This window comes from Streptacidiphilus sp. MAP12-16, assembly GCF_041262165.1.
In the GTDB taxonomy this organism is placed as follows: domain Bacteria; phylum Actinomycetota; class Actinomycetes; order Streptomycetales; family Streptomycetaceae; genus Streptacidiphilus.
This window is the reverse complement of sequence record NZ_JBGCBY010000002.1, coordinates 279,476-300,056: the sequence shown is the minus strand read 5'-3', so window position 1 is coordinate 300,056 and position 20,581 is coordinate 279,476. Positions and strand designations below refer to the sequence as shown.

General features: G+C 69.7%; 22 protein-coding genes and 1 pseudogene. 18 read left to right on the top strand and 5 right to left on the bottom strand.

The features are described from left to right. Positions 1–29: 29 nt before the first annotated feature. The 8 genes and pseudogenes from speB to ABIA33_RS03325 all read left to right on the top strand — a co-directional run bounded on the left by speB (position 30) and on the right by ABIA33_RS03325 (position 7,001). Positions 30–992 carry an agmatinase gene (gene speB / locus ABIA33_RS03360; protein WP_370076732.1) on the top strand — a complete coding sequence of 321 codons (963 nt, stop codon included), beginning with the start codon at positions 30–32 and terminating at the stop codon, positions 990–992. Beyond that, positions 989–1,492, top strand: coding sequence for a nuclear transport factor 2 family protein (locus ABIA33_RS03355; RefSeq protein WP_370076730.1), 504 nt, complete (start codon positions 989–991; stop codon positions 1,490–1,492). The genes speB and ABIA33_RS03355 overlap by 4 nt, the downstream gene beginning before the upstream one ends. A gap of 121 nt (positions 1,493–1,613) precedes the next feature. Further along, the gene (locus tag ABIA33_RS03350) at positions 1,614–3,092 is read left to right on the top strand and encodes a cytosine permease (protein ID WP_370076728.1); all 1,479 of its coding nucleotides are present in this window, start codon (positions 1,614–1,616) and stop codon (positions 3,090–3,092) included. A 158-nt stretch (positions 3,093–3,250) separates the two neighbouring features. Beyond that, positions 3,251–3,607: an ArsR/SmtB family transcription factor gene (locus ABIA33_RS03345; protein WP_370076726.1), complete on the top strand. Its 357-nt coding sequence runs from the start codon at positions 3,251–3,253 to the stop codon at positions 3,605–3,607. Beyond that, positions 3,604–4,095, top strand: a complete 492-nt coding sequence (locus ABIA33_RS03340; protein ID WP_370076724.1) for an SRPBCC family protein — start codon at positions 3,604–3,606, stop codon at positions 4,093–4,095. The genes ABIA33_RS03345 and ABIA33_RS03340 overlap by 4 nt, the downstream gene beginning before the upstream one ends. Positions 4,096–4,229: 134 nt before the next feature. After that, positions 4,230–5,018: a sensor histidine kinase gene (locus ABIA33_RS03335; protein ID WP_370076722.1), complete on the top strand. Its 789-nt coding sequence runs from the start codon at positions 4,230–4,232 to the stop codon at positions 5,016–5,018. After that, a pseudogene (locus tag ABIA33_RS03330) lies at positions 5,015–5,673 on the top strand (response regulator). Before ABIA33_RS03335 ends, ABIA33_RS03330 begins: the two are co-directional and overlap by 4 nt. Positions 5,674–5,801: 128 nt before the next feature. Next, positions 5,802–7,001, top strand: coding sequence for a hypothetical protein (locus ABIA33_RS03325; protein WP_370076719.1), 1,200 nt, complete (start codon positions 5,802–5,804; stop codon positions 6,999–7,001). A gap of 114 nt (positions 7,002–7,115) precedes the next feature. On the opposite strand, the gene ABIA33_RS03320 is transcribed toward ABIA33_RS03325, so the two are convergent. Beyond that, positions 7,116–7,889, bottom strand: a complete 774-nt coding sequence (locus tag ABIA33_RS03320) for a TetR/AcrR family transcriptional regulator (RefSeq protein WP_370076717.1) — start codon at positions 7,887–7,889, stop codon at positions 7,116–7,118. 103 nt (positions 7,890–7,992) lie between these two features. Here ABIA33_RS03320 and ABIA33_RS03315 point away from each other — a divergent pair, with 103 nt between their 5' ends. Both ABIA33_RS03315 and ABIA33_RS03310 read left to right on the top strand, forming a co-directional pair. Continuing rightward, entirely contained in the window at positions 7,993–8,478 is a 486-nt protein-coding gene (locus tag ABIA33_RS03315) for an SRPBCC domain-containing protein (RefSeq protein ID WP_370076715.1), read from the top strand. Positions 8,479–8,726: 248 nt separating this feature from the next. Next, the gene (locus tag ABIA33_RS03310) at positions 8,727–9,359 is read left to right on the top strand and encodes an MBL fold metallo-hydrolase (protein WP_370076713.1); all 633 of its coding nucleotides are present in this window, start codon (positions 8,727–8,729) and stop codon (positions 9,357–9,359) included. 155 nt (positions 9,360–9,514) lie between these two features. Here the strand turns inward: ABIA33_RS03310 and ABIA33_RS03305 are convergent, their stop codons facing one another. From ABIA33_RS03305 to ABIA33_RS03295, 3 genes are all read right to left on the bottom strand, one after another. Beyond that, positions 9,515–10,021, bottom strand: a complete 507-nt coding sequence (locus tag ABIA33_RS03305; RefSeq protein WP_370076711.1) for a hypothetical protein — start codon at positions 10,019–10,021, stop codon at positions 9,515–9,517. A gap of 430 nt (positions 10,022–10,451) precedes the next feature. Beyond that, positions 10,452–11,312 (bottom strand): NAD(+)/NADH kinase, encoded by an 861-nt coding sequence (locus tag ABIA33_RS03300; protein ID WP_370076709.1) that lies wholly within the window; start codon positions 11,310–11,312, stop codon positions 10,452–10,454. Positions 11,313–11,593: 281 nt separating this feature from the next. Then, positions 11,594–12,061, bottom strand: coding sequence for a cupin domain-containing protein (locus ABIA33_RS03295; protein WP_370076707.1), 468 nt, complete (start codon positions 12,059–12,061; stop codon positions 11,594–11,596). Positions 12,062–12,157: 96 nt separating this feature from the next. Here ABIA33_RS03295 and ABIA33_RS03290 point away from each other — a divergent pair, with 96 nt between their 5' ends. Next, a complete protein-coding gene (locus ABIA33_RS03290; RefSeq protein WP_370076705.1) occupies positions 12,158–12,661 on the top strand; it encodes a MarR family winged helix-turn-helix transcriptional regulator in 504 nt (167 codons plus the stop codon). Positions 12,662–12,665: 4 nt separating this feature from the next. On the opposite strand, the gene ABIA33_RS03285 is transcribed toward ABIA33_RS03290, so the two are convergent. Continuing rightward, a complete protein-coding gene (locus ABIA33_RS03285; protein ID WP_370076703.1) occupies positions 12,666–13,640 on the bottom strand; it encodes a DUF1996 domain-containing protein in 975 nt (324 codons plus the stop codon). A 180-nt stretch (positions 13,641–13,820) separates the two neighbouring features. Between ABIA33_RS03285 and ABIA33_RS03280 the strand changes: the two genes are divergently transcribed. The 7 genes from ABIA33_RS03280 to ABIA33_RS03250 all read left to right on the top strand — a co-directional run bounded on the left by ABIA33_RS03280 (position 13,821) and on the right by ABIA33_RS03250 (position 20,579). Then, positions 13,821–14,834 carry an Rv2578c family radical SAM protein gene (locus tag ABIA33_RS03280; RefSeq protein WP_370076701.1) on the top strand — a complete coding sequence of 338 codons (1,014 nt, stop codon included), beginning with the start codon at positions 13,821–13,823 and terminating at the stop codon, positions 14,832–14,834. A 45-nt stretch (positions 14,835–14,879) separates the two neighbouring features. Next, entirely contained in the window at positions 14,880–16,949 is a 2,070-nt protein-coding gene (locus ABIA33_RS03275; RefSeq protein ID WP_370076699.1) for a SpoIIE family protein phosphatase, read from the top strand. A gap of 288 nt (positions 16,950–17,237) precedes the next feature. Then, entirely contained in the window at positions 17,238–17,864 is a 627-nt protein-coding gene (locus tag ABIA33_RS03270) for a TetR/AcrR family transcriptional regulator (protein WP_370076697.1), read from the top strand. Beyond that, positions 17,861–18,583 carry a VC0807 family protein gene (locus ABIA33_RS03265; protein ID WP_370076695.1) on the top strand — a complete coding sequence of 241 codons (723 nt, stop codon included), beginning with the start codon at positions 17,861–17,863 and terminating at the stop codon, positions 18,581–18,583. The genes ABIA33_RS03270 and ABIA33_RS03265 overlap by 4 nt, the downstream gene beginning before the upstream one ends. 80 nt (positions 18,584–18,663) lie before the next feature. Further along, the gene (locus ABIA33_RS03260; RefSeq protein ID WP_370076693.1) at positions 18,664–19,035 is read left to right on the top strand and encodes a hypothetical protein; all 372 of its coding nucleotides are present in this window, start codon (positions 18,664–18,666) and stop codon (positions 19,033–19,035) included. A 90-nt stretch (positions 19,036–19,125) separates the two neighbouring features. Beyond that, positions 19,126–19,770: an ABC transporter ATP-binding protein gene (locus ABIA33_RS03255; protein ID WP_370076691.1), complete on the top strand. Its 645-nt coding sequence runs from the start codon at positions 19,126–19,128 to the stop codon at positions 19,768–19,770. A gap of 11 nt (positions 19,771–19,781) precedes the next feature. Continuing rightward, entirely contained in the window at positions 19,782–20,579 is a 798-nt protein-coding gene (locus ABIA33_RS03250) for an ABC transporter permease (RefSeq protein WP_370076689.1), read from the top strand. The last annotated feature ends 2 nt before the right edge of the window (positions 20,580–20,581 follow it).

Sequence of the window (20,581 nt, the reverse complement as noted above, 5' to 3'; positions counted from 1 at the left end):
CCGGCTACTTGTGAACGAGGACCACCACCATGACCGAGCCCAGGGGCCCCGTCGACTCCTCGCGTGTCCCGCGCTTCGCCGGGCCCGCCACCTTCGCCCGCCTGCCGCGACTGGACCAGGTGGAGCGGTGCGACGTCGCCGTGGTCGGCGTGCCCTTCGACAGCGGGGTCTCCTACCGTCCGGGCGCGCGGTTCGGCCCCACGGCCGTCCGCGAGGCAAGCCGGCTGCTGCGGCCGTACCACCCGGGCCTCGATGTCGCACCGTTCGCCACCCAGCAGGTCGCGGACGCGGGCGACATCGCCTGCAACCCCTTCCTCATCGGTGAGGCCGTCGAGACGATCGAGCACGCGGCCGGGGAACTCATGGACGCCGGAAGCAGACTGGTCACCATCGGCGGTGACCACACCATCGCGCTGCCGCTGCTGCGCAGCGTCGCCCGCAGGTACGGACCGGTGGCGCTGCTGCACTTCGACGCGCACCTGGACACCTGGGACACCTACTTCGGCGCCGAGTACACCCACGGGACGCCGTTCCGACGGGCGGTGGAAGAGGGCATCCTCGACACCGAGGCGCTCAGCCACGTCGGCACCCGGGGACCGCTCTACGGAAAGCGGGATCTGGAGGAGGACCGACGCCTCGGCTTCGGCATCGTGACCTCCGCCGACGTGATGCGGCGCGGCGTCGACGAGACGGTGGACGCGCTGCGGCAGCGGATCGGGGACCGCCCGCTCTACGTGTCCGTCGACATCGACGTGCTCGACCCGGCGCACGCGCCCGGCACGGGCACCCCGGAGGCAGGCGGCCTGACCAGCCGCGAGCTCATGGAGATCCTGCGCGGACTGGCGGGGACACACCTCGTCGGCGCGGACGTGGTCGAGGTCGCCCCTGCGTACGACCACGCCGAGATCACCTCGGTGGCGGCGTCGCACGTCGCCTACGACCTGGTCAGCCTGCTGGCGCTGGCGCCCGAGGACCCCGAGGAGAAGCCGTGACGACCGAATCCAGCGCGGAGTCGACCACCGACGTCCACGCCGCCGCCCACATCCACGTCGCCGCCCACGTCCACGCCGCCGCCGCCGACGACGTCCAACTCGCCGCGGACGCCCTGGTCGCGGCCTTCGCCGAGGGCCGGCTCGACGACTACTTCGCGGCGTTCGCCCCGGACGCGACCTTCCTCTTCCACAGCACCCAGCAGCGCCTCACTTCGGTGGCCGACTACCGCGCGCTGTGGCAGAGCTGGGTCGACCAGGACGGCTTCCGCGTGCTGAGCTGCAGGTCCAGCCGTCCGCTGATCCAGATCTTCGGCGCCACGGCTGTCTTTAGCCACGAGGTCGAGACCCGGATCAGCACGCACGGGGGCCAGGAGACCGCCAAGGAACGGGAGACGATCGTCTTCCAGCTGACGCCCGGTCAGCGATCTCCGGATCGCTGGCTGGCCGTGCACGAGCACCTCTCCCCCGCTGCTCCGCCCTCCGCAGACCGTCCGGCCTGACCACCGACCACCGACCACTCGCACGTCCGCTCCGATCCCGCGCGACCAGGTGTCGATCCACAGGAAACGACCGCATACCCCGATGCACTCTGCATCGTGAACGCCCGAGGAGGCGCCAGCCATGGCGGAAGCACCGAGCACACTCACCCCGTCCCCGACCAGACCCGGCGATGTGGGAGCGGGATCTCTGGGAGTCGAGACCCGTTCGATCGACTGGATCCCCGACCAGGAACGCCACGGACGGGTCTGGCACCAGGCGCCGCTGTGGTTCCTGGGCAACTTCCAGTACTTCACCATCGCGCTGGGCTTCGTCGGCCCGTCCCTGGGCCTGCCGCTCTGGCCGACCATCCTCGCCGGCGTTCTGGGCGTCGCGGTGGGCACGCTGTTCATGGCGTTCCACGCCTCGCAGGGCCCGGTCCTCGGGCTACCGCAGATGATCCAGTCACGGGCCCAGTTCGGGTACCGGGGCGTCGTCCTCGTCCTGGTCGGCACGCTGTTCACCTACCTGGGCTTCAACGTCGCCGACCAGGTGCTGCTCTCCCAGGGGCTCGGCGGGGTCTTCGGCTGGAGCCCCGGCTGGGTGGCGGTCGGAACCGCGGTACTCGCGGTCCTGCTCGCGATCTACGGCCATGACTGGGTGCACCGTGCGTTCCGCTGGCTGCTCTACATCTCGCTGCCACTGATGATCCTCGTCACCGTCGGCGTGCTGACCGGCCACGCCGGTGGCCAGCCCTCGACCACCCACCTCGTCTTCAGCTGGGCGGCGTTCTTCGCCCAGTTCTCTGCCGCAGCCGCGTACAACATCACCTACGCCCCGTACGTCTCGGACTACTCGCGCTACCTGCCCCGGACCACGTCGGCCCGCGCGCTGATCGCCTCGGTGTTCTTCGGCGCGTCCGGTTCGGCGGTCTGGCTGATCGCGCTCGGCGCGTGGCTGGCCATCCGGCTCGGCGCCAGCGACGGGCTGGTCGGCCTGCGCGACGCCGGCGACCACTTCATCCCCGGCCTGGGCGCAGCCGCGGCGGTGCTCTCCGCGCTGAGCCTCGTCGCCACCATGGGCATGAACGCGTACGGCGGCATGCTGACCGTGCTGACCGGCATCGACTCCTTCCGCCCGATCACGCCGACGCGCAGGGCACGCGTCGTCACCATCCTCGGCCTGGCCGTGCTCTGGTACGCGGTGGCCTCACTCATCTCCGCCAACGCCGTGTCGACCGTCTTCACCGCGCTCACCCTGATGCTGTACCTGCTGGTGCCGTGGACCGCGACCAACCTCGTGGACTTCTTCGTGGTCCGCCGCGGCCACTACGCGATCGCCGACCTCTTCACCCCGTCCGGTGTCTACGGAGCCTGGTCCTGGCGTGGTCTCACCGCCTACGCGGTGGGCTTCGCAGCCGAGATCCCCTTCATGGTGCTGCCCGACCTCGGCGGCTGGCACTACACCGGGCCGGGTGCGCAGCAGCTCGCCGGGACGGACATCGCCTGGGTGGTCGGCCTGTTCGTGTCCGCTGTGGCCTACGTACTGGTCTCGCGCTCTCTGAACCGGGGCCGGGAGACTGCGGCGATGGCCGCGAGCGAGGAGCAACTCCACTCCAGCTGACCGCCTACCGGACGCCGGTTCGGACGTCCCCGGGAGCCTGACCAGCGGCTACGCCGCGCCCTGCGTTATCAACCGATTGGTTGACAACGCACAGGGCGCGGCGTAGCGTCGTATTCGTATTCAACCAGTCGGTTGTAGACAATCAGCGGGAGTGTTCCGTGACTGAAGTTCAGCTCTCCCGGGCGTTCACCGCCCTCGCCGATCCGACCCGGCGCGACATAGTGGCCAGGCTCTCGGTGGGCGATGCCACGGTCGGCGAGCTGGCCAAGCCCTACGGCGTCTCGCTGCAGGCCGTCTCCAAGCACCTCAAGGTGCTGGAGGAGGCCGGTCTCGTGAGCCGCAGCCGGGACGCCCAGCGCCGGCCGTGCCATCTGGAAGCGGAGGTGTTCGACTTGATGACCGCCTGGATCGAGCGGTACCGCCGACAGGCCGAGGAGCGGTTCCAGCGCCTAGACGCCGTACTCGCGGCAATGGACCAGGACACGACCCACCAGCAGACAGGAGCAGCATCATGACCGCCACCACCTCCAACGAGACCCGGATCGAGGCCGATCCGAAGCTGCCGACGATCCGCATCGTCCGCGAGTTCGACGCGCCGCCCGCGCGGGTCTACCGGGCCTGGACCGACCCCGACCTGGTCGTCCAGTGGCTCGGCCCCAAGGACACCAGCATGAAGATCGACTACTGGGACGCGCGCACCGGCGGCAGCTACCGCTACTCCGCATGGCGCGACGGCGTGGAGATCGCCGCCTTCTACGGCTCCTTCCACGAAGTGCGACCCGACCGGCGCCTGGTCCAGACCTTCACCTTCGAGGGCTACCCCGACGGAGTTTCCCTGGAGACCATGGTCTTCGAGGACCTCGGCAACGGGCGCACCCGGACCACCGCGCTCGGGGTGGTCGACAGCATGGAGAGCCGCGACGCGATCCTCGCCAGCGGCATGGACCGGGGAGTGATCGAGGGCTACCAGAAGCTCGACGCCCTGCTCATCAGCCAGGTTTGAGCACCAGCGGTTCCCGGAGCGGTCGTCAGCGTCGGCTCGCGGTCAGGGTGTTCTGCTCGGCGGGAGCAGCCGCGGACAGGCGGGATGCCCCGACGGCGAGTCCGACTGTGCGCATCAGGAGCATGGCGACGGCCATGAAGATCAGCCCATTCCCGCTGCTGCTGATCGTGGGGCTGCTGCCCGGGCGCAATCGGCGCGCCTACCGGGTCCAAGCCGAACAGTCCGCAGCGCTGCTGGCCCAGTACGAGCACTTGCAGGCCGAGCAACGCCGAGCTGACGTCCTCGACGAGCGTACGCGTATCGCCCGTGAGATCCACGACGTGCTCGCTCACTCCCTGGGCGCGCTGGGGATCCAGATCCAGGCGGCACGGGCCGTGCTGGCCGATCGCCGGGACATCGATCGAGCGGTCGAGATCCTGACCACCGCCCAGCGGATGGCCGGCGACGGCCTGGTCGAGACCCGCCGAGCCGTCCATGCCCTGCGGGTCGATACCCTGCCGCTCAACGAAGAACTCGCCCGAGTGATCGACACCTACGGCGAGCGCTATCGCGTCGCCGTCACCTTCGACACCGGCGGCACCCTCAGGCCGCTGCCGCCCGACGCCACGATCGCACTGCTACGCGCCGCGCAGGAGGCACTGATCAACGCTGCCAAGCACGCGGAGGGGCAGCGTGTCGGAGTCCGCCTCGACTACGGCGAACACGACATCCGCCTCACCGTCGTCAACAACGTGAACCCGAGCCGAGTTGTCGGGACGGAGGGCAGCAGCGGCGTCAACGGCGGTTACGGACTGACCGGCATGCGTGAACGGCTGCTCCTGCTCAACGGCACGCTCTCGGCGGGCCCGCGCGACAACCAGTGGACCGTCACCGCTCAACTCCCGCTCGCTCCCGGGCCCCGACCAGCGGATGCGGCCCGATGACCCTCGCCCGCACCGGCACAGCACTGCGCGTCGTCGTCGCCGACGACCAGGCCAGCGTCCGTGAAGGCCTCGTGCTGCTGCTCGACGGTCTCCCCGACATCGAGGTGGTCGGCGCCGCCGCGGACGGGCGAGAAGCACTTGAGTTGGTCGCCGAGCACCAACCCGACGCGATCCTGCTCGACCTGCACATGCCCGTCGGCTGAAAGCCGAACACCCGGGCGTCGCGATCGTCGTACTCACCACCTACGTCGACGACGCGTCCGTTCTCGACGCTCTACGGGCGGGCGCACGCAGTTACCTCACCAAGGACGCCGATCGGACCGGCATCGCTCGTGCCCTGCACGCCGCCGCCGGCGGGCTGTCCGTTCTCGATCCCGGTGTGCACGCGACGCTGCTCGCTGCCACGGCCGCGCCTTCGCTGCCCGAGCCGTCCCAACCCGCTGAGCCGGCGCCTGCGCCGCCCGACGGACTGACGCAGCGCGAGGCCGAGATTCTCGGTCTGATCGCCTGCGGACTGACCAACCCGGAGATCGCCGACCGCCTGTTCCTGAGCAACCACACGGTGAAAACCCACATCAACCGCATCTTCGCCAAGACCGGATCACGGGACCGAGCTGCCGCCATCGGCTATGCGCACCGGCACCACATCGGCTGACTCCAGCTCACGATTCCCATCACAACACCAGCCCGAGCGGATGAAATTCGGTACGTGGGAACGCAACTTCCGCCAGATGTGCCTACCATCACGGGAACACAATGGTTTCGATGATGGGTAAGGCGCTCATGGCACAGGCATCAATCACCAAGCTCGAGTCGGTGATCGCGGGCATTCGCAGCTACCTCAGCGAGCAATTGGGCGAGCTGGACAACGAGCTCGAGGCGGCCCGCAAGGAGGTCGCCGAACTCAGCGAGCAACTCGCATCCAAGCAGGCCTCGGTCGAGGTCCTGGTGGCCGGTCGCGACCTACTGGTCGCCAAGCTCGGCGAGCTTGACGGTGCGGTAGCGGAGACGGCGACCGTGCCCAAGGCGCGTCAGTCGCGCGAGGACACCGACGAGACGACCACCCAGGAGACCGTGGCGGCCGCGGAGGTCGACGCCGTGGTGGACGAACTCCCGGCAACGGAACCGGCCGCAACGGAGGCAGAGACACCGGCCACGGCGGCAAAGGCGCTGAACGCGAGCCAGCGCAACGTCCTGGACTTCCTGGAAGCAACTCCCGGCGTGCACAAGGTCGCGGAGATCGCCACCGGAGTGAACGGTCCGGATGCCGGCAACGCGGCAGTCCAGACCGTTCGTCGTGCGCTGGCCGTGCTCACCGGGACGGGCCAGGCGATGAAGTCGACGCAGTCGGGCACCGCGTTCTACTCCGCGACTTCTGCCTCCGCGACTTCTGCCTCCTCGACGGTGGCCGAAGAGTTGGAGGCGTCGCCGCAGGACGTGGACGCCGAGGAGCCGGTACGCGCGGTAAGGACGCGCACATCTGCTTCCCCGAGGGCACGTTCAGCAAAGGCCGGCTCGAAGAAGGCCACTCCCACGAAGGCCGCTGCCAAGAAGGCCACGGCCAAGAAGACCGCGAGCCGATCCGCGCGCGCAGCCGCGACCGCAACTCCCGCAGCCACAGCGGAGCCGGTCGCCGAGAGCACCACAACTGCCGAAACAGAGGTTGCGGCTGTCGAGGTGGCGGCTCCCGCGCGAGTGCGAAAGGCCGCCGGCGCTGCCTCGCGCACGACCAAGAAGACCGCATCCGCACCGGTGGAGAAGTCGGTGCGCGCGGACCGCACGAAGATCGTGGCAACGCTCCTGGTCTCCCCGGAACCCCAGTCTGCCGCCGAGGTGTCTCGCACGGTGATGGGCTCCGAGTGGAAGTCCTCGGACGCGACCAACTTCCGCAACGTCCTCAAGAGCATGGTCGCTGAGGGCGTCGTGGCAGAACACGTCGGAGAGAACAACCGCTCCCGCTACACCGTGGCCGCGAGCTCCTGACCCGGACCGCACCGCGACCGGCCTGACACGGCGTGGGCGGTCCACCCCGGACCCCCGGGAGACATGTGGACCGCCCACGCCAGGACGCAGGCCGGCTGGGATGCCCCGTAGCGGTCAGTGGTGTGGGGACATGGAGTCGGATGGCACCGAGCCGTCCGGCGCGGCCGGTTGCCCGCCCGAGCCCGGCACCAAAGCCCCGAACGAGCCCAGCCCGGCGTCGATGAGCCGGGCTGCGCGGCGAACCTCGGTGCTCACCGCCTCGTGCAGTTCTGCGGGGGTGCGGGTGCCGTCGAGATATCTCCCCAGTGCTCGGAACTGGATGGGCCAGAGTCCGAGCAGAACGGTCGCCGCGATCTGCGGCTCCGGCTCCTCCTGGCCCATCCCGGCTCGCCGGGCCAGGATCTCGGCGGCTGCGGCGACGAGCCGGTCCGTCATGTCGCGTTGGTAGGCCCGCAGTGACGGCGTGGACCTGGTCAGTACACCGAAGCGCAGGATCAAAGGGCCGGCCTGAACCGGGTCGTCCTGTGCGGCCAGCCAGGACGTGATGGCGTGCAGTTCGTCGGACAGGATCCGCAACACCGCCTCGACCGGGGAGAGGCCGGGCTCGACCAGGCCGGTCCGGAGTGATGCCAGAGTGGACTCCCCGAGGTCCAGGATGAGCGACTCCTTGGTGGGGAAGTAGTTGAAGACCGTCTTCTCCGACACTCCGCACGCCTCGGCGATCTCGGACACCCGGACGGCGTCGAAACCCCGCTCCATGAACATCTCGGTCGCGGTGTCGGACAACTGCTGGCGCATCAGCCGCTTCTTCCGCTCCCGCAGCCCCTCGGCCGTGGGCTCCTCGGTCCGCGGCCGCAACGCCGTCCAGTCCACTGTGCGCATGCTCATGGCTCCAGCATAGTCCAGTCGCCAGATATTTTCTGCTACAGTAAATTTATAGTCGCTGTAATCAGTGGCTCGCCCTGACACTCACCAGCGCGAGGAGCCCGCCATGAGCACCATCCACATCGTCCGCGATTACCCGCATGCCCCCGCGAAGGTCTGGCGCGCCGTCACCGACCCGACGCTCGTCCCGCTGTGGACGGCGACCGGCGCCGGCGGACGGCCGGAGGGATTCACCACGACAGTGGGCACGCGGTTCCAGTTCGTCGCGAAGCCCAAGCCGGGCTGGAGCGGCGTCGTCGACTGCGAGGTGCTGGAGGCGAACGAGCCCTCGCTGCTGCGCTACTCGTGGACCGGCGGCGACGGCGGCGACGTGACGGAGGTGCTCTACCGGCTCGAACCACACGCCGGAGGGACGCGCTTCACGTACCACCACACCGGCTTCACCGGGCCGGGCGGGTTCTTCATGGCCAAGCTCCTGGGCAACGTCCGGCAGAAGATGCTGAGCGTGGGCCTGCCCGCCGTGCTGGACGACCTCGACGACGAGGGCCGGCTCCGCCCGGGAAGCACGCTCAAGCCGAAAGTCCACGGTTGACGAGCCGGCACCGACCGCGCTTCGTGAGGAGGCGGCGTAGCGTGGTCGCAGCCGGCTCCCCGGGCCCAATCGACCCGCCACCACCGGTACGCGGCACCGGCTGGATCCGGTGGGGCGCCGAGGTGCGCGCCGCAGCGGACACGGCGACCATCGGGGTGAGGGCGGTCGGGAGCCCAATCCGCTGCACGATCCTGCTGGCCGCCTGCCGCCGCTCCCTTCCCCGTTTCCCGTTCGGAGAATGACTGATCATGAAGCTGACGAAGAAGGCGCACGCCTGCATCCGCCTGGAGAAGGACGGCCGGACCCTGGTCCTCGACCCCGGCGCTTTCAGCGAGGAGGACGCGGCCGCCGGAGCGGACGCGATTCTCATCACGCACGAGCACATGGACCACTTCAGCGAGGAGCGGCTGCGAGGCGCCATGGAGGCGAACCCGGGCGCCGAGATCTGGACTCTGCGTTCCGTCGCGGACCAGATCTCGGCAGCCTTCCCCGGCCGGGTGCACACCGTCGGGCACGGCGACACCTTCAGTGCCGCCGGATTCGATGTGCAGGTGCACGGCGAGTTGCACGCAGTCATCCACCCGGACCTGCCGAGGGTCACCAACGTCGGTTTCCTGGTGGACGGTTCGCTGTTCCACCCCGGCGACGCGCTCACTGTGCCGGACCAAGCGGTTCGCACGCTGATGATCCCGGTCATGGCCCCCTGGAACAAGGCCTCGGAGGTCGTCGACTACATCCGCGAGGTCAAGCCCCAGCGCGCCATCGACATCCACGACGCGCTCCTGACCGACCTGGCCCGGCCCATCTACGACACCGTCATCGGCAACCTCGGCGGTGCCGAGCACGTCCGCCTCACCTCTGGAGACTCGACAGACGTCTGACGCCCGGGGGCGTCCGGACCGTCAGCCGCTCCGACGCGACGTGCGGGGCCGACGCCGAGCGGAGGCCGGTCGAGCGGAGGCCGAAGGACGTGGCGCCCCAAAGGTGGGGTTGCCACGTCCGCCCGCTGCCCGCGCCGGCCCCCGCTGGAATCCGGTTACTTTCCGGCGGCGACGTCGTTCGCGTCCCGGTCGGCCTTGTCGATCGCGGTGGTCACCGCCGTGGGCGGGGGCATGTGGGCGCGGTCGGAGGTGGCCGGAGCGTACTGGCCGGCCCAGTCGTTGATGGCCTGGCTGGCAGTGGATATGTCCTCGCGCCAGGTGCCGATGGACGGGGGCTCATCGCTGGCGTGGAAGTTCTGGTCGGCGGTCGTGTATGCCTGTTGGTATGTCAGGTCGAGCGCGGCCTTCTGCTGCCAGGCCCGAAAGGAGGGGTTGCCCCAGGCGGCCTCTCCTTCGGCGAGGAGTGCCCGGTAGTGCTCGTCGTTGCTTCGGAGGGTGGTGGCAGCGTTGGTTCGGTTGGCGGCCGGCGCGAGCTGGGCGGTGCCGGGAGCTGGGCTTTCGGCGGCGCTACTCGCGCCTGCGTTGCTGGCGCATCCGGTGAGCGTCAGACAGGCGACGGAGGCGAGGGTGAGGGTGAGGGTGAGGGTGAGGATTCGGCGCATACGGGACACCTTGGCAGCGCGCTCCGCTTGATCGCCAGAGCGTTGTGATCTCGTTACGGAGCGTTCGGAGGAAGGCCCGCAGCGCCCCGAGCCGCCGCGGTAGCCACAGCCGCTGACCCGACGTCAACTCGGGACTGCCCGGCCCTCGCTCCCGATGACCCGCTCAGAGCGCGGCAGTTGCCTCCGAGACCGGGTACGCCTCCGCTGCCGCGCCGCAGATACCCGCCCACTCGAGCGAACGACGTCGCACTGCTCGTGGCTTGCACCCGTGCCTTGACGGTGCGTCAGTTCGCCGACTGCGACGCTCCGTCCGACCCGCGGCGGCGGCCGCAGCACTGGGGAACGAGCACGAAGGCGGCGTTCCCGCGCGCGGCTCGGTACTCCGGCAACCCCACCACAGGCGCCGACGGACCCGATCCTCCGGCCCCGGTCACTGGTCGACCTCCGCGCTGCCGCCCACCCGGAGCTTGCGTCGGGCGCGCTGGTAGAAGGTGGTCCTCCCGAGTCGGACAACGCTGGCGGCGGCGCGCAGCGCGGTGACGGAGATCCTCTCCCCGGCTGTCAGGTAGCCCGAGACGATCCCGTCCACCTCGACGGCCAGCCGCCCGCTCGACGGAAGGAGATCGAGGGTGACCTCCTCGTCCGCGGAAAGCATCAGCGCTCTGTTGAAGGTCGAGTGGGCTGCTGCCGGAATGACGAGGATCCCCTCGACGGTCGGTGACACGATCGGCCCACCCGCCGAGAAGCTGTAGGCGGTGGACCCCGTCGGGGTCGCCACGATCACCGCGTCCGCGGCGTACCTGACGAAGTCAGTGCCCTGCACGGAGACCGCCACAGCTGCCTGACCCTCTCCGGGCACGCGGACCAGCGCGATGTCGTTGAACGCCGTCTCCTCACGGCCGCCGGGCAGGACGGTACTCACCGCCATGCGCGGCTCGGTGGTGAAACGGTGCCCGTCGATGGCCGAAAGTGCCCACGGCAGTTCCTCCAGGTCGATCTCGGCCAGGAAGCCGAGCCGTCCGAGATTGACGCCGAGCACCGGAGTGGAACGGCCGGACAGCAACCGCATGGAACGGAGCATGGTGCCGTCTCCGCCCAGGCTGACGAGCAGGTCGGCCCGTGTCACCAACTCCTCCGCCCCCACCGGAATCGCGTCGCAGGCGATGCGCCCGACCTCCTCGGGGAGTCCGAACACCGCGGCGCCCCGCCCCTGCGCCCAGGCAACCATCGTGTCGATCGCCGGTTTGGAGTCGCGCCGGGGGTGCAGGACCAGCCCCACAGCGTTGATCATGCCCATCCGCACCACCCACGTCGGCCGCCGCCGAGACGGCATCGGCCCTGACCATCACGGCTCGCGATCACGGATCCCTCCCGGAGCAGCGGAGACAAAGGTGCCGACACGCTCGCCGGACCACGCTTCGCCATCATCCTCGCTCCCCCACGACTGATCCCGCTCGGCGCGCACGAGAGTTCCGGCCATCAGTACCTGACCCGACACCGTCGGGCAGGCTCAAAGCCGTCCGAGGTCGCTCCGGCTCGCGGCCACGCGGCCTGGAACGGACGCTCGAGCGGTCAGCGCGGCGGCCCGACGATGACCTGGCCGTACATGTCGGCGGCTTCGGCCATGCGCTGCGGGGAGAGCTGGAAGCCCTCAGGACGGGGGGTGGCCAGGTCGCGTCCGGCATGGCGGAACATGCCCTCGATGCCGGCGGGGGTGCAGATCATCAGCAGGTCCGCGGTGTCGGAGGTGATCCGGTAGCCGTGAGGGACGTTCTTGGGCAGGTAGACGATGCCGCCCTCCGACAGTTCCATCTCCTGGTCGTCGGACCACACCAGCGCGCTGCCCTTGAGTAGCAGGAAGACCTCGTCCTCGCGGGTGTGCAGGTGGTACGGCGGCGCTTCGCCCTTGGCGACGGTGAACCGCCCGACGGTGAGCTGCCCATCGGTGGCCGCGCTGTCCAGGAGGACGGCGAAGACGCCGCCGTCGAGCCATTCGAGCTTTTGCTGCTGCTCGGGCTGCGCGAGATACGCCATGCTCATGGCGACGTCCCTTCGATCGTAGTCACTCTACTTCGAATTCGAAGCATTCTTCGACTGTACGTTAACTTCGAATTCGTAGCAAGTAAACTGGTGACCATGTCCAGAACCCCGCCCCTCGATCCCGAGCAACTGGCCGCCTACTTCTCCTTGATGGAGGTCAGCAGCCTGCTGCAGCACGCAGTCGAGCAGCAGTTGCGCGAGGACGGCGGACTCAGCTATGTCCAGTTCCAGATCCTCGCCGTGCTCGGGGAGACCCCCGACGGACAGCGACGCATGACCGACATCGCCGACCGGCTGGTCCACAGCCGCAGCGGACTGACCTACCAAGTCGCCCAGTTGGGCAAGGCCGGGCTGGTCACCAGATCACCCTCCACCGACGACGAACGCAGCATCATCGTCACCGCCACCGCGCAGGGGCAGGACCTGCTCGGCCGGGTGCTTCCCGGCCACATCGAACTCGTGCAGCGCCTCCTCCTGGAACCTCTCGCCCGCACCGACATCGCCGCGCTCAGCGACATCCTCGGCCGCGTCCGCGGACACATGCGCACCATCCCGCCCCGCTCCGCCGCCCCGCGCCGCAAGCCCACGAACCCGGCGTGAGCTCTCAGCGTTGACGCCCGCGGTTGACGCAGGCGACCACCGCAGCCATCTGACGATCCGTCATCACATCGACGAAGAGCGCGTGTTCGGTGATCGGGTCGTGCAGCTGCTCCGGAAAGGAGTCAAGTGCGAACGGCACTCCGGGCGGTAGGTCGTAACTGAGGACGACGCGCAGCTGCGGCACGGGAAAGGTGTCGTGCGGGCAGACGCCATTGGCGGCCGGGAAGACCACATGGGCACGGTGGTCGGGGCTGTCGGTGGAGCGCCCGTCCCAGCAGCTGGGGAAATCCAGGGTGCGCGTCAGGCTGCTGCCGCTCGGGCAGAGCGGGTAGCGGCCGGTGACGCGCCCTGGGAAACCGGCGCAGCCCCACTCGGCCCTGGCGTTCGTTCCGCCGTCGGTCGCCGCCACCGGGTCACCCGTCAGCAGGCGGAGGAAGCGGGGCATGGGGACGACCTCGCTCACCGGATTGCCCAGGAACTCCACCTGCACGGCGGCCGGGGTGAGGATCTCTCCGACGTTGTGGTGGACGCCGCCACCCACGGACGAGGTGTCGGTGCCGGGCCGGTCCGTCCGGCGCAGCACCGGCCAGTAGAAGGTGGAGCGGTCCCCGTCCGTGCAGGTGGTACCGGCAGCGGCCAGAGTGGCGTCGGTCGACACGGCGGTGGTGGACAGGTTGCCCACGTAGTCGTGCACATGATGCGCGCCGCCCACGACTCCCGGCGAGATCACCACGTTGTCCGCGTTGCGGTGCAGGCCGTTCTCGTTGCGCCCGCAGTCCTCGGCGTACGAGCCGGTGGATGCGCCAGGCCCGAAAGCGGGGGCGGGCGGCGCGGCAGGAACGGAGGCGATCGCGACGTAGTCGGCGGAGATGTCCGCACTCCGACGCACCGTGAGACCGCCGGCCCCGGAGGTGAGGTGGAACGCCGCCAGCCCCAGACCCAGGACCAGGGAGAGCAGGATGCCCAGCGGAAGGATCACCTTCCCGAACTGTCGGTCACCGTGTCGGGCACCCATGAGCACGAGCAGAGTCTCTCAAGACTGCACAACATGTCCAAGTCCGATCCGGCCAGGACGGCTCGCGGGCACCTGCATCGACGCATATTCGATTATGTGTTCTATTATAGTTGCTGGTACTGGCCACGAACACCGGGAGGCAGCATGCGCTGGGCGAACCTGGGCTCTGACCAGGGCACCGCCGCGCTCTTCGGCGTGGACGTGGTGTCGCGAACGTTCGATACCCCCGAGTTCAGCGGGATCACCTTCCACGAGGTGCGCGCCCGGTCCATCGTGAACCGCGTCCCGAGCGCCTCGCAGGTGCCCTTCTCCTGGACCATCAACCCCTACCGCGGCTGCAGTCACGCCTGCGTCTACTGCTTCGCCCGCAACACGCACAGCTACCTGGACCTGGACACCGGCCACGACTTCGACACCCAGATTGTGGTCAAGGTGAACGCGCCCGAACTCCTGCGCCGCGAACTCACCGCACCCCGCTGGCAGGGCGGCCACATAGCCATGGGCACCAATGTCGACTGCTACCAGCGCGCCGAGGGCCGCTACCGGCTCATGCCAGGCATCATCAGCGCACTGCGCGACTACGCCAACCCCTTCTCCATCCTCACCAAAGGCACCCTGATCCTGCGCGACCTGCCGCTGCTGGCGCAGGCAGCGGCGGTGACAGAGGTACGCACCGCAGTCTCGGTGGGGTTCACCGATCCGCAGCTGTGGCATGACGTCGAGCCGGGCACTCCCGCGCCCCGGGCTCGGCTGGACGCCTGCCGAACACTCAATGCGAGCGGGATCCCGTGCGGGGTGCTGATGGCTCCGGTGCTGCCCTTCCTGTCCGACACACCGGAGCAGTTGGATGCGACGGTGCGCGCCATCGCGACCTCCGGCGCGACGTCGGTGACACCGCTGGTGCTGAACCTGCGGCCGGGGGCCCGGGAGTGGTACTTCTCCTGGCTCGCCCGCCGGCACCCGCACCTGGTCCCCCGCTACGAGCGCCTGTACCACCACAGTGCCTACGCACCCACCTGGTACCAGCAGCGGGTCACCCGCCAGGTGCGCGAACTGTCAGCCGCCCACGGGTTGGCGCCGATGCTGAGCGAAACCCCCTCCCCGCGTCCGGTACCCGAGCCGGCCGCGCCCACGCCGACTCAGCTGTCCTTGCTGTGAGTACGCCGATTTGTTGGCCGGCAGGGGTGGAGTCATGCTGATCCCATGGACCCGAGCGGCGGGGACGAAGACGATCACGCCCTGGTGGAGTGGGCGTTCCGCCAGGCCTCCATGTCGATATCGGTCTTCGACGTCGAACAGCGGTACCTGCGGCTGAACGACATGGCCTGCGAGGTGATGGGGGTCGGCGAGGGGGTTCTGCGCGGACGGATCTTCCCCGCAGGCGTCCCGGAGGACGTAAGCCAGCTGGGCACTCTGCGGGCGCTGCGCGACGTGGCTGCGACGGGCAAGCCGGTGCACTACGAGAGCTACACCCGCGCGCCCTCCGGAATCCGCGAGCACGCCTGGAACCTGGAGATGTGGCCGATACGGGATCCGACCGGAATGGTGTGCGCGGTCGGGATGGCCGCGTTCGACAGCAGCGAGCAGCACTGGGCACGCCAACGTCTGGCCGTGCTGGACGAGGCAGCGGTCTCGATCGGCACGACCCTGGACCTGGGCCGAACCGCGCAGGAACTCGCCGAGCTCGTCGTCCCGCGATTCGCCGACTTCACCAGCGTCGACCTGCTCGAGGGGGTGATGCGTGGCGAGGAGCCCGCGACCGACCCTCTGGACGCGACGGTCGTACTGCGCCGGGTGGCGCATCTGTCGACCGTGGAGGGGACCCCGGAGGCCGTCATCGGCCTCGGCGCCAGCGACACCTACCCGCCCTACTCGCCACCCGCCCGGGCCCTGCATTCAGGACGGGCGGTACTCAGCGGAAGCGGGGACCCGGACTTCGATCGGTGGATGGCGAGCGCGCCGGCCCGGGCGGAGAAGATCCGCGGCTTCACCGTCACCTCCCTGATGGCAGTGCCGCTGATCGCCCGCGGCACCACGCTCGGCGTCGCGGTGCTGCTGCGCACCCGGCCGGACGCTTTCAACGAGGACGACTTCACCCTGGCGAAGGAGCTCACCAGCCGCGCCGCCGTCTGCGTCGACAACGCCCGCCGCTACACCCGCGAGCGCATCACCGCGCTCACCCTGCAGGAAAGCCTGCTGCCGCACGGCCCCACCCGGCAGTCCGCAGTCGAGGTCGCCTGCCGCTACCTGCCGACCGACTCGCTGGCCGGCATCGGCGGGGACTGGTTCGACATCATCCCGCTCTCGGGTGCCCGGGTCGCCCTCGTGGTCGGTGACGTGGTCGGGCACGGCCTCCACGCGTCCGCGAACATGGGCAGGCTCCGCACCGCGGTGCACACGCTCGCCGACGTCGACCTGCCCCCGGACGAACTCCTGGCCCACCTCGACGATCTGGTCGTGCGGCTCGGCGGCGACGCGGAGAGCGGCGACCAGGTCGGCAGTGGCGAGACGGGCGCGAGCTGCCTGTACGCCGTCTACGACCCGGCGTCGCAGATGCTGACCGTCGCCAGCGCCGGCCATCCGCCTCCCGTCCTGGTGCTGCCCGACGGCACCACCGACGTCGTCGACATCACACCTGGGCCGGTGTTGGGCGTGGGTGGACTGCCCTTCGAAACCACAGAGCTCCAACTGCCCGAGGGCAGTCTTGTCGCGCTCTATTCGGACGGTCTGGTCGCGGCCACGGATCGCGACCCGGACCTCGGGATCGCCCGGCTGCGCCAGGCGCTCACCGGCCCCCGCGCCTCGCTGGAGGCCCACTGCGACCAGGTGCTCGCAGCTCTGCTCCCGGAACACCCCGCCGACGACGTCGCACTGGTGCTGGCGCGCACCGCGGCGCTGGACTCCGACCACGTCCGGGTCTGGGACCTGGCCCCCGACTTCGCCGGTGTCGCCGAGGCCCGCAGGAACGCCGCCGCCCAGCTCGACGCCTGGGGCCTGACCGAGATCGCCTTCGTCACCGAACTGGTCGTCAGCGAGCTGGTCACCAACGCGATCCGCTACGGCGCCGAGCCCATCCAACTCCGGCTCATCTACGACCGCTCGCTCATCTGCGAGGTCTCGGACGGCAACTCCACCTCCCCGCACCTGCGCCGCGCCCGGGTCTTCGACGAGGGCGGCCGGGGCCTGCTCCTGGTCGCCCAGCTCACCAACCGCTGGGGTACCCGCCATACCGCGACCGGCAAGACGATCTGGACCGAGCAGACTCCGAACTAGGGTCTGTCCGGCCGATCTTCGCCGCTGCGGGCACCAGCGGCTCCGCCGCGGGGCGCTGCCTCGCAAGGCGGCGGAGCGCCCTTCGTAGCGGAGCTACCAGGGCGGTGCGCCAACGCGGCGAGGTGCCGTCACGCGGCGGAGCCGCGTGGCGTCACACTGCGGCGGTGGGCGCCCGCGAAGATCGGCCGGACAGACCCTGGGCCGGGCTGTGGCGATGTTCACCCGTTTCATCGGTGCGAGCCGACTTGCTCCTTGCATGTGCTTACCTGACCGACGCATAATTTACTCATGCGAGTAACCCAGCAGGGCGGCGTACCGCGCCGATCGCTCACGGCGACCGCGCGACGTGCGCAGATCATGGCCGCCACCATCGACACGATCGCCGAACTCGGCTACAGCCAGGCGTCGTTCGCACGCATCGCCGAGCGGGCAGGCCTGTCCAGTACGCGACTGATCTCGTACCACTTCGCCGGCAAGTCCGAGCTCATCGGCGCGGTCGTCGCCGACACGTACACCACCATGGGCCGGTTCATGGCCGAGCGCATGGCGGACCGGACCGACGCGCGCGGTGCCCTGCGCGCCTACATCAGCGGCGTGGTGGAGTTCATCGCGACCCATCCCGCCCAGATGAAGGCGCTGATGGCGATCTTCCTCGACTTCCGCGACGACGAGGGCGGCCGCTCCTACGACGCGGGCACCGAGCAGGACGTGCTCGGACACCTGCAGGGCATCCTGCGCGCCGGGCAACGAGGCGGCGAGTTCCGCGACTTCGACACCTACGTGATGGCCGCGACCATCCAGCGCTCCGTCGACGGGCTGCCGTTCATGCTGCAGAGCCGTCCCGACCTCGACCTCGCCGCCTACGGCGAGGAGCTTGTCACGCTGTTCGACCGGGCCACCCGGAGCGAGCGGTGAACGCGCCGCGCCGCGAGCGGCCCCAACGCGGGGGGCGCGGCTACACGGCCGTGAACCTGCTGGTCGACCTGGTGGTGCCGGTCGGGCTGTACTACGGGCTGCGCGCGGCGGGCATGGGCATCTACCTCACGCTGGTCATCTCCTCCGCGGTGCCGGCGGCGGCCGCCGGCTACCGACTGCTGCGCGAGCGCCGCGTCGACGGGCTCGCCGTGTACACCCTGACCATCATGCTGCTGGGCACCGCCGTTTCCCTGCTGACCGGCAGTACCCGCTTCCTGCTGGCGAAGGAGGGCTGGCTCACGGGGGTCAGCGCGCTGTGGTTCCTCGTCTCGGTCAGGGCGGAGCGGCCGCTGGCGTTCCTGTTCAGCCGCCCCTTGCTGCAGAACCACCCGCGCATGCCCCGCGAGTCCTGGGACGTGCTCTGGGAGCGGCTGCCCGGGTTCCGCCGGATCTGGAGGATCTCCTCGGTGCTGTGGGGCGTCGGGCTGCTGGCCGACTCAGTGGTCCGGGTCGTGATGGCCTACACCCTCTCCCCTGACCTGGTTCCCGGGCTGGGCAGCGCCCTGTACGGCGTCACCTCTCTCGTCCTCGTCGCGGTCACGAACATCTACTACCTCGTGGTCGGGCTCTACGACCGGCGGTCCGCGCTGTACGCGCCGCTCGCCGCCACCGCGCAGGGCCCGGACGCGCCCCTGGTCCTGCCACCGGGCCGTTCCTGACCGGCCCCCGGTGGACGCGTTTCCCGCGATGGCGTCTGGTTGGCCTACCGTCGGTGTACCGCATCGAGAGGGGGAACCGAATGCCATCCCACCGCCCGGCCACCGCACTGGTAGCGCTCCCGCTGATTCTGCTGGCGGGCTGCGCCGCCGGCGGCAGCCCGAGGAGCACCGCCGCCGACCCGGTCGGCGACTGCGCCGTCTCGGTGGCGTACTGGACCCGCCAACTGCTCTCCCCCGGCGGCGATGAGGGCCTCGACTACCAGGAGATGGGCCTCTCCGACGGCGAGTACACGATCGTCCGCGCGCTGGTCCCGACCACCCGCCCGGTCGCCCTCAGCAAGGGCCTCCAAGCCGCTCAGAGCTTCGCCCTCGACCAGGCCCGCCCCCGCTGCCGCGCCTACCTCGCCGCCCTGCCCACGGCCTCCGCGACCCTCAACGGCTGGGCCCCGTAGCCTCACCCGATCAAGTGACGCGGGCGTCGGCAACGCTACGGCCGGCCTCCAGGCTCGTTAGGGCAGGCATGGCTCTGGAGGCGGTGGAGGATGCCGGAGAACGACCCTGTTCTGCGCATGCGTGACGTGCACAAGAGCTACCGGCGGCGCCCGGTGCTGCGCGGAGCGAGCCTGGATCTGTCCGCCGGTCGCCTGGTCGGCATCGTCGGGGAGAACGGCTCCGGAAAGAGCACGCTGCTACGGATCCTGGTGGGCGAACTGGCCTCGGACAGCGGGAGGGTCGAGTGCCGAGGACAGCTGGGCTACTGCCCGCAGAACGCGGTCCTGCACCAAGCCTTCACCGTCGACCAGCATCTGCGCTACTTCCAGGTCGCCTACGGCCTTGCCGGCCTGGACCGGGCGTTGGAGCTGCTGGAGACGCTCCGCTTCTCCAGGTACCGGCACGCCCGTCTGGGAACGCTCAGCGGCGGAACGCGACAGAAACTGAACCTGACCGTCGCCCTCATGCACGACCCCCAGGTACTCCTTCTGGACGAGCCGTACCAGGGGTTCGACTGGGAGATGTACCTGCGCTTCTGGGAGGTCGCCGAAGAGTTGCGTGACCGCGGCCGCTCGGTGCTGGTGGTCTCCCACCTGGCCTATGACACCGAACGCCTGGACGCGGTGTACCGATTGGACGGCGGGACGCTGAAGGCGGAGCCGGTCGGCGTCGACGCCCGTACGGGTGGCGCATGAGGCGGGGTTGGTTGTGCTTCGGCACCGCGCTGCGCTTCGCGCTCCTCGAGCAACTGCGCAACCGCCTGGCACTGGTGCTGGTGGTCTTCTTCGTCCCGTTGTGGCTCTCGCTGGCCTACAACGTGACCGCTCAGACCCCGGTGCGCTTCTTCGTGCGAGCGGCCGACCGCAGCATGACCCTCGACGGGAACGTCCTCACTCAGCTCTCGGGTGCATTGCACGCCCTGGCACTGATCGTCGGCTTCATGATGTTCCTCGCCACCTCCCAGTCCGCCGACTTTGACCACCGGCTGGTGATGGCCGGCTATCCGCGACTGTGCCTGGTGCTGGCCAAGTACACCGCGCTGCTGGCCACCGCGGCTGCGGTCGCCGCCTACGCCACCGCGTGGGTGCGGGCGTTCTGGCAGCCCGAGGAAACGGGCCTGCTCGCCGCCGCGTTGTTCGTCGGTGCGCTGATCTACGGAGGCGTCGGCATCATGCTCGCCGCCGTGCTGCGCAGCGAGCTCGCCGGGATGTTCCTGGTCATCATGGTCAGCTTCATCGACGTGGGCGTGCAGAACCCGATCGCCAACCCGGTGGCCGACAGCCCCGCCCTGCGTTACCTGCCGACCTACGGTGCGATGCAGTCCGCCGTCACCGCTGCGGGGCTGCACCTGCTGCCCTGGCGCTTCCTCGCCCTGGGCCTGTGCTGGGCGGTGGGCACGGCCGCGGTCGGCACGGGCGCATTCGCCGTACGCACCCGACGCCGCACCGGCGTCGACGACACAGGGACCCGCCATCGGACTCCGGCTGCCCGGCGAAACGTCTGACG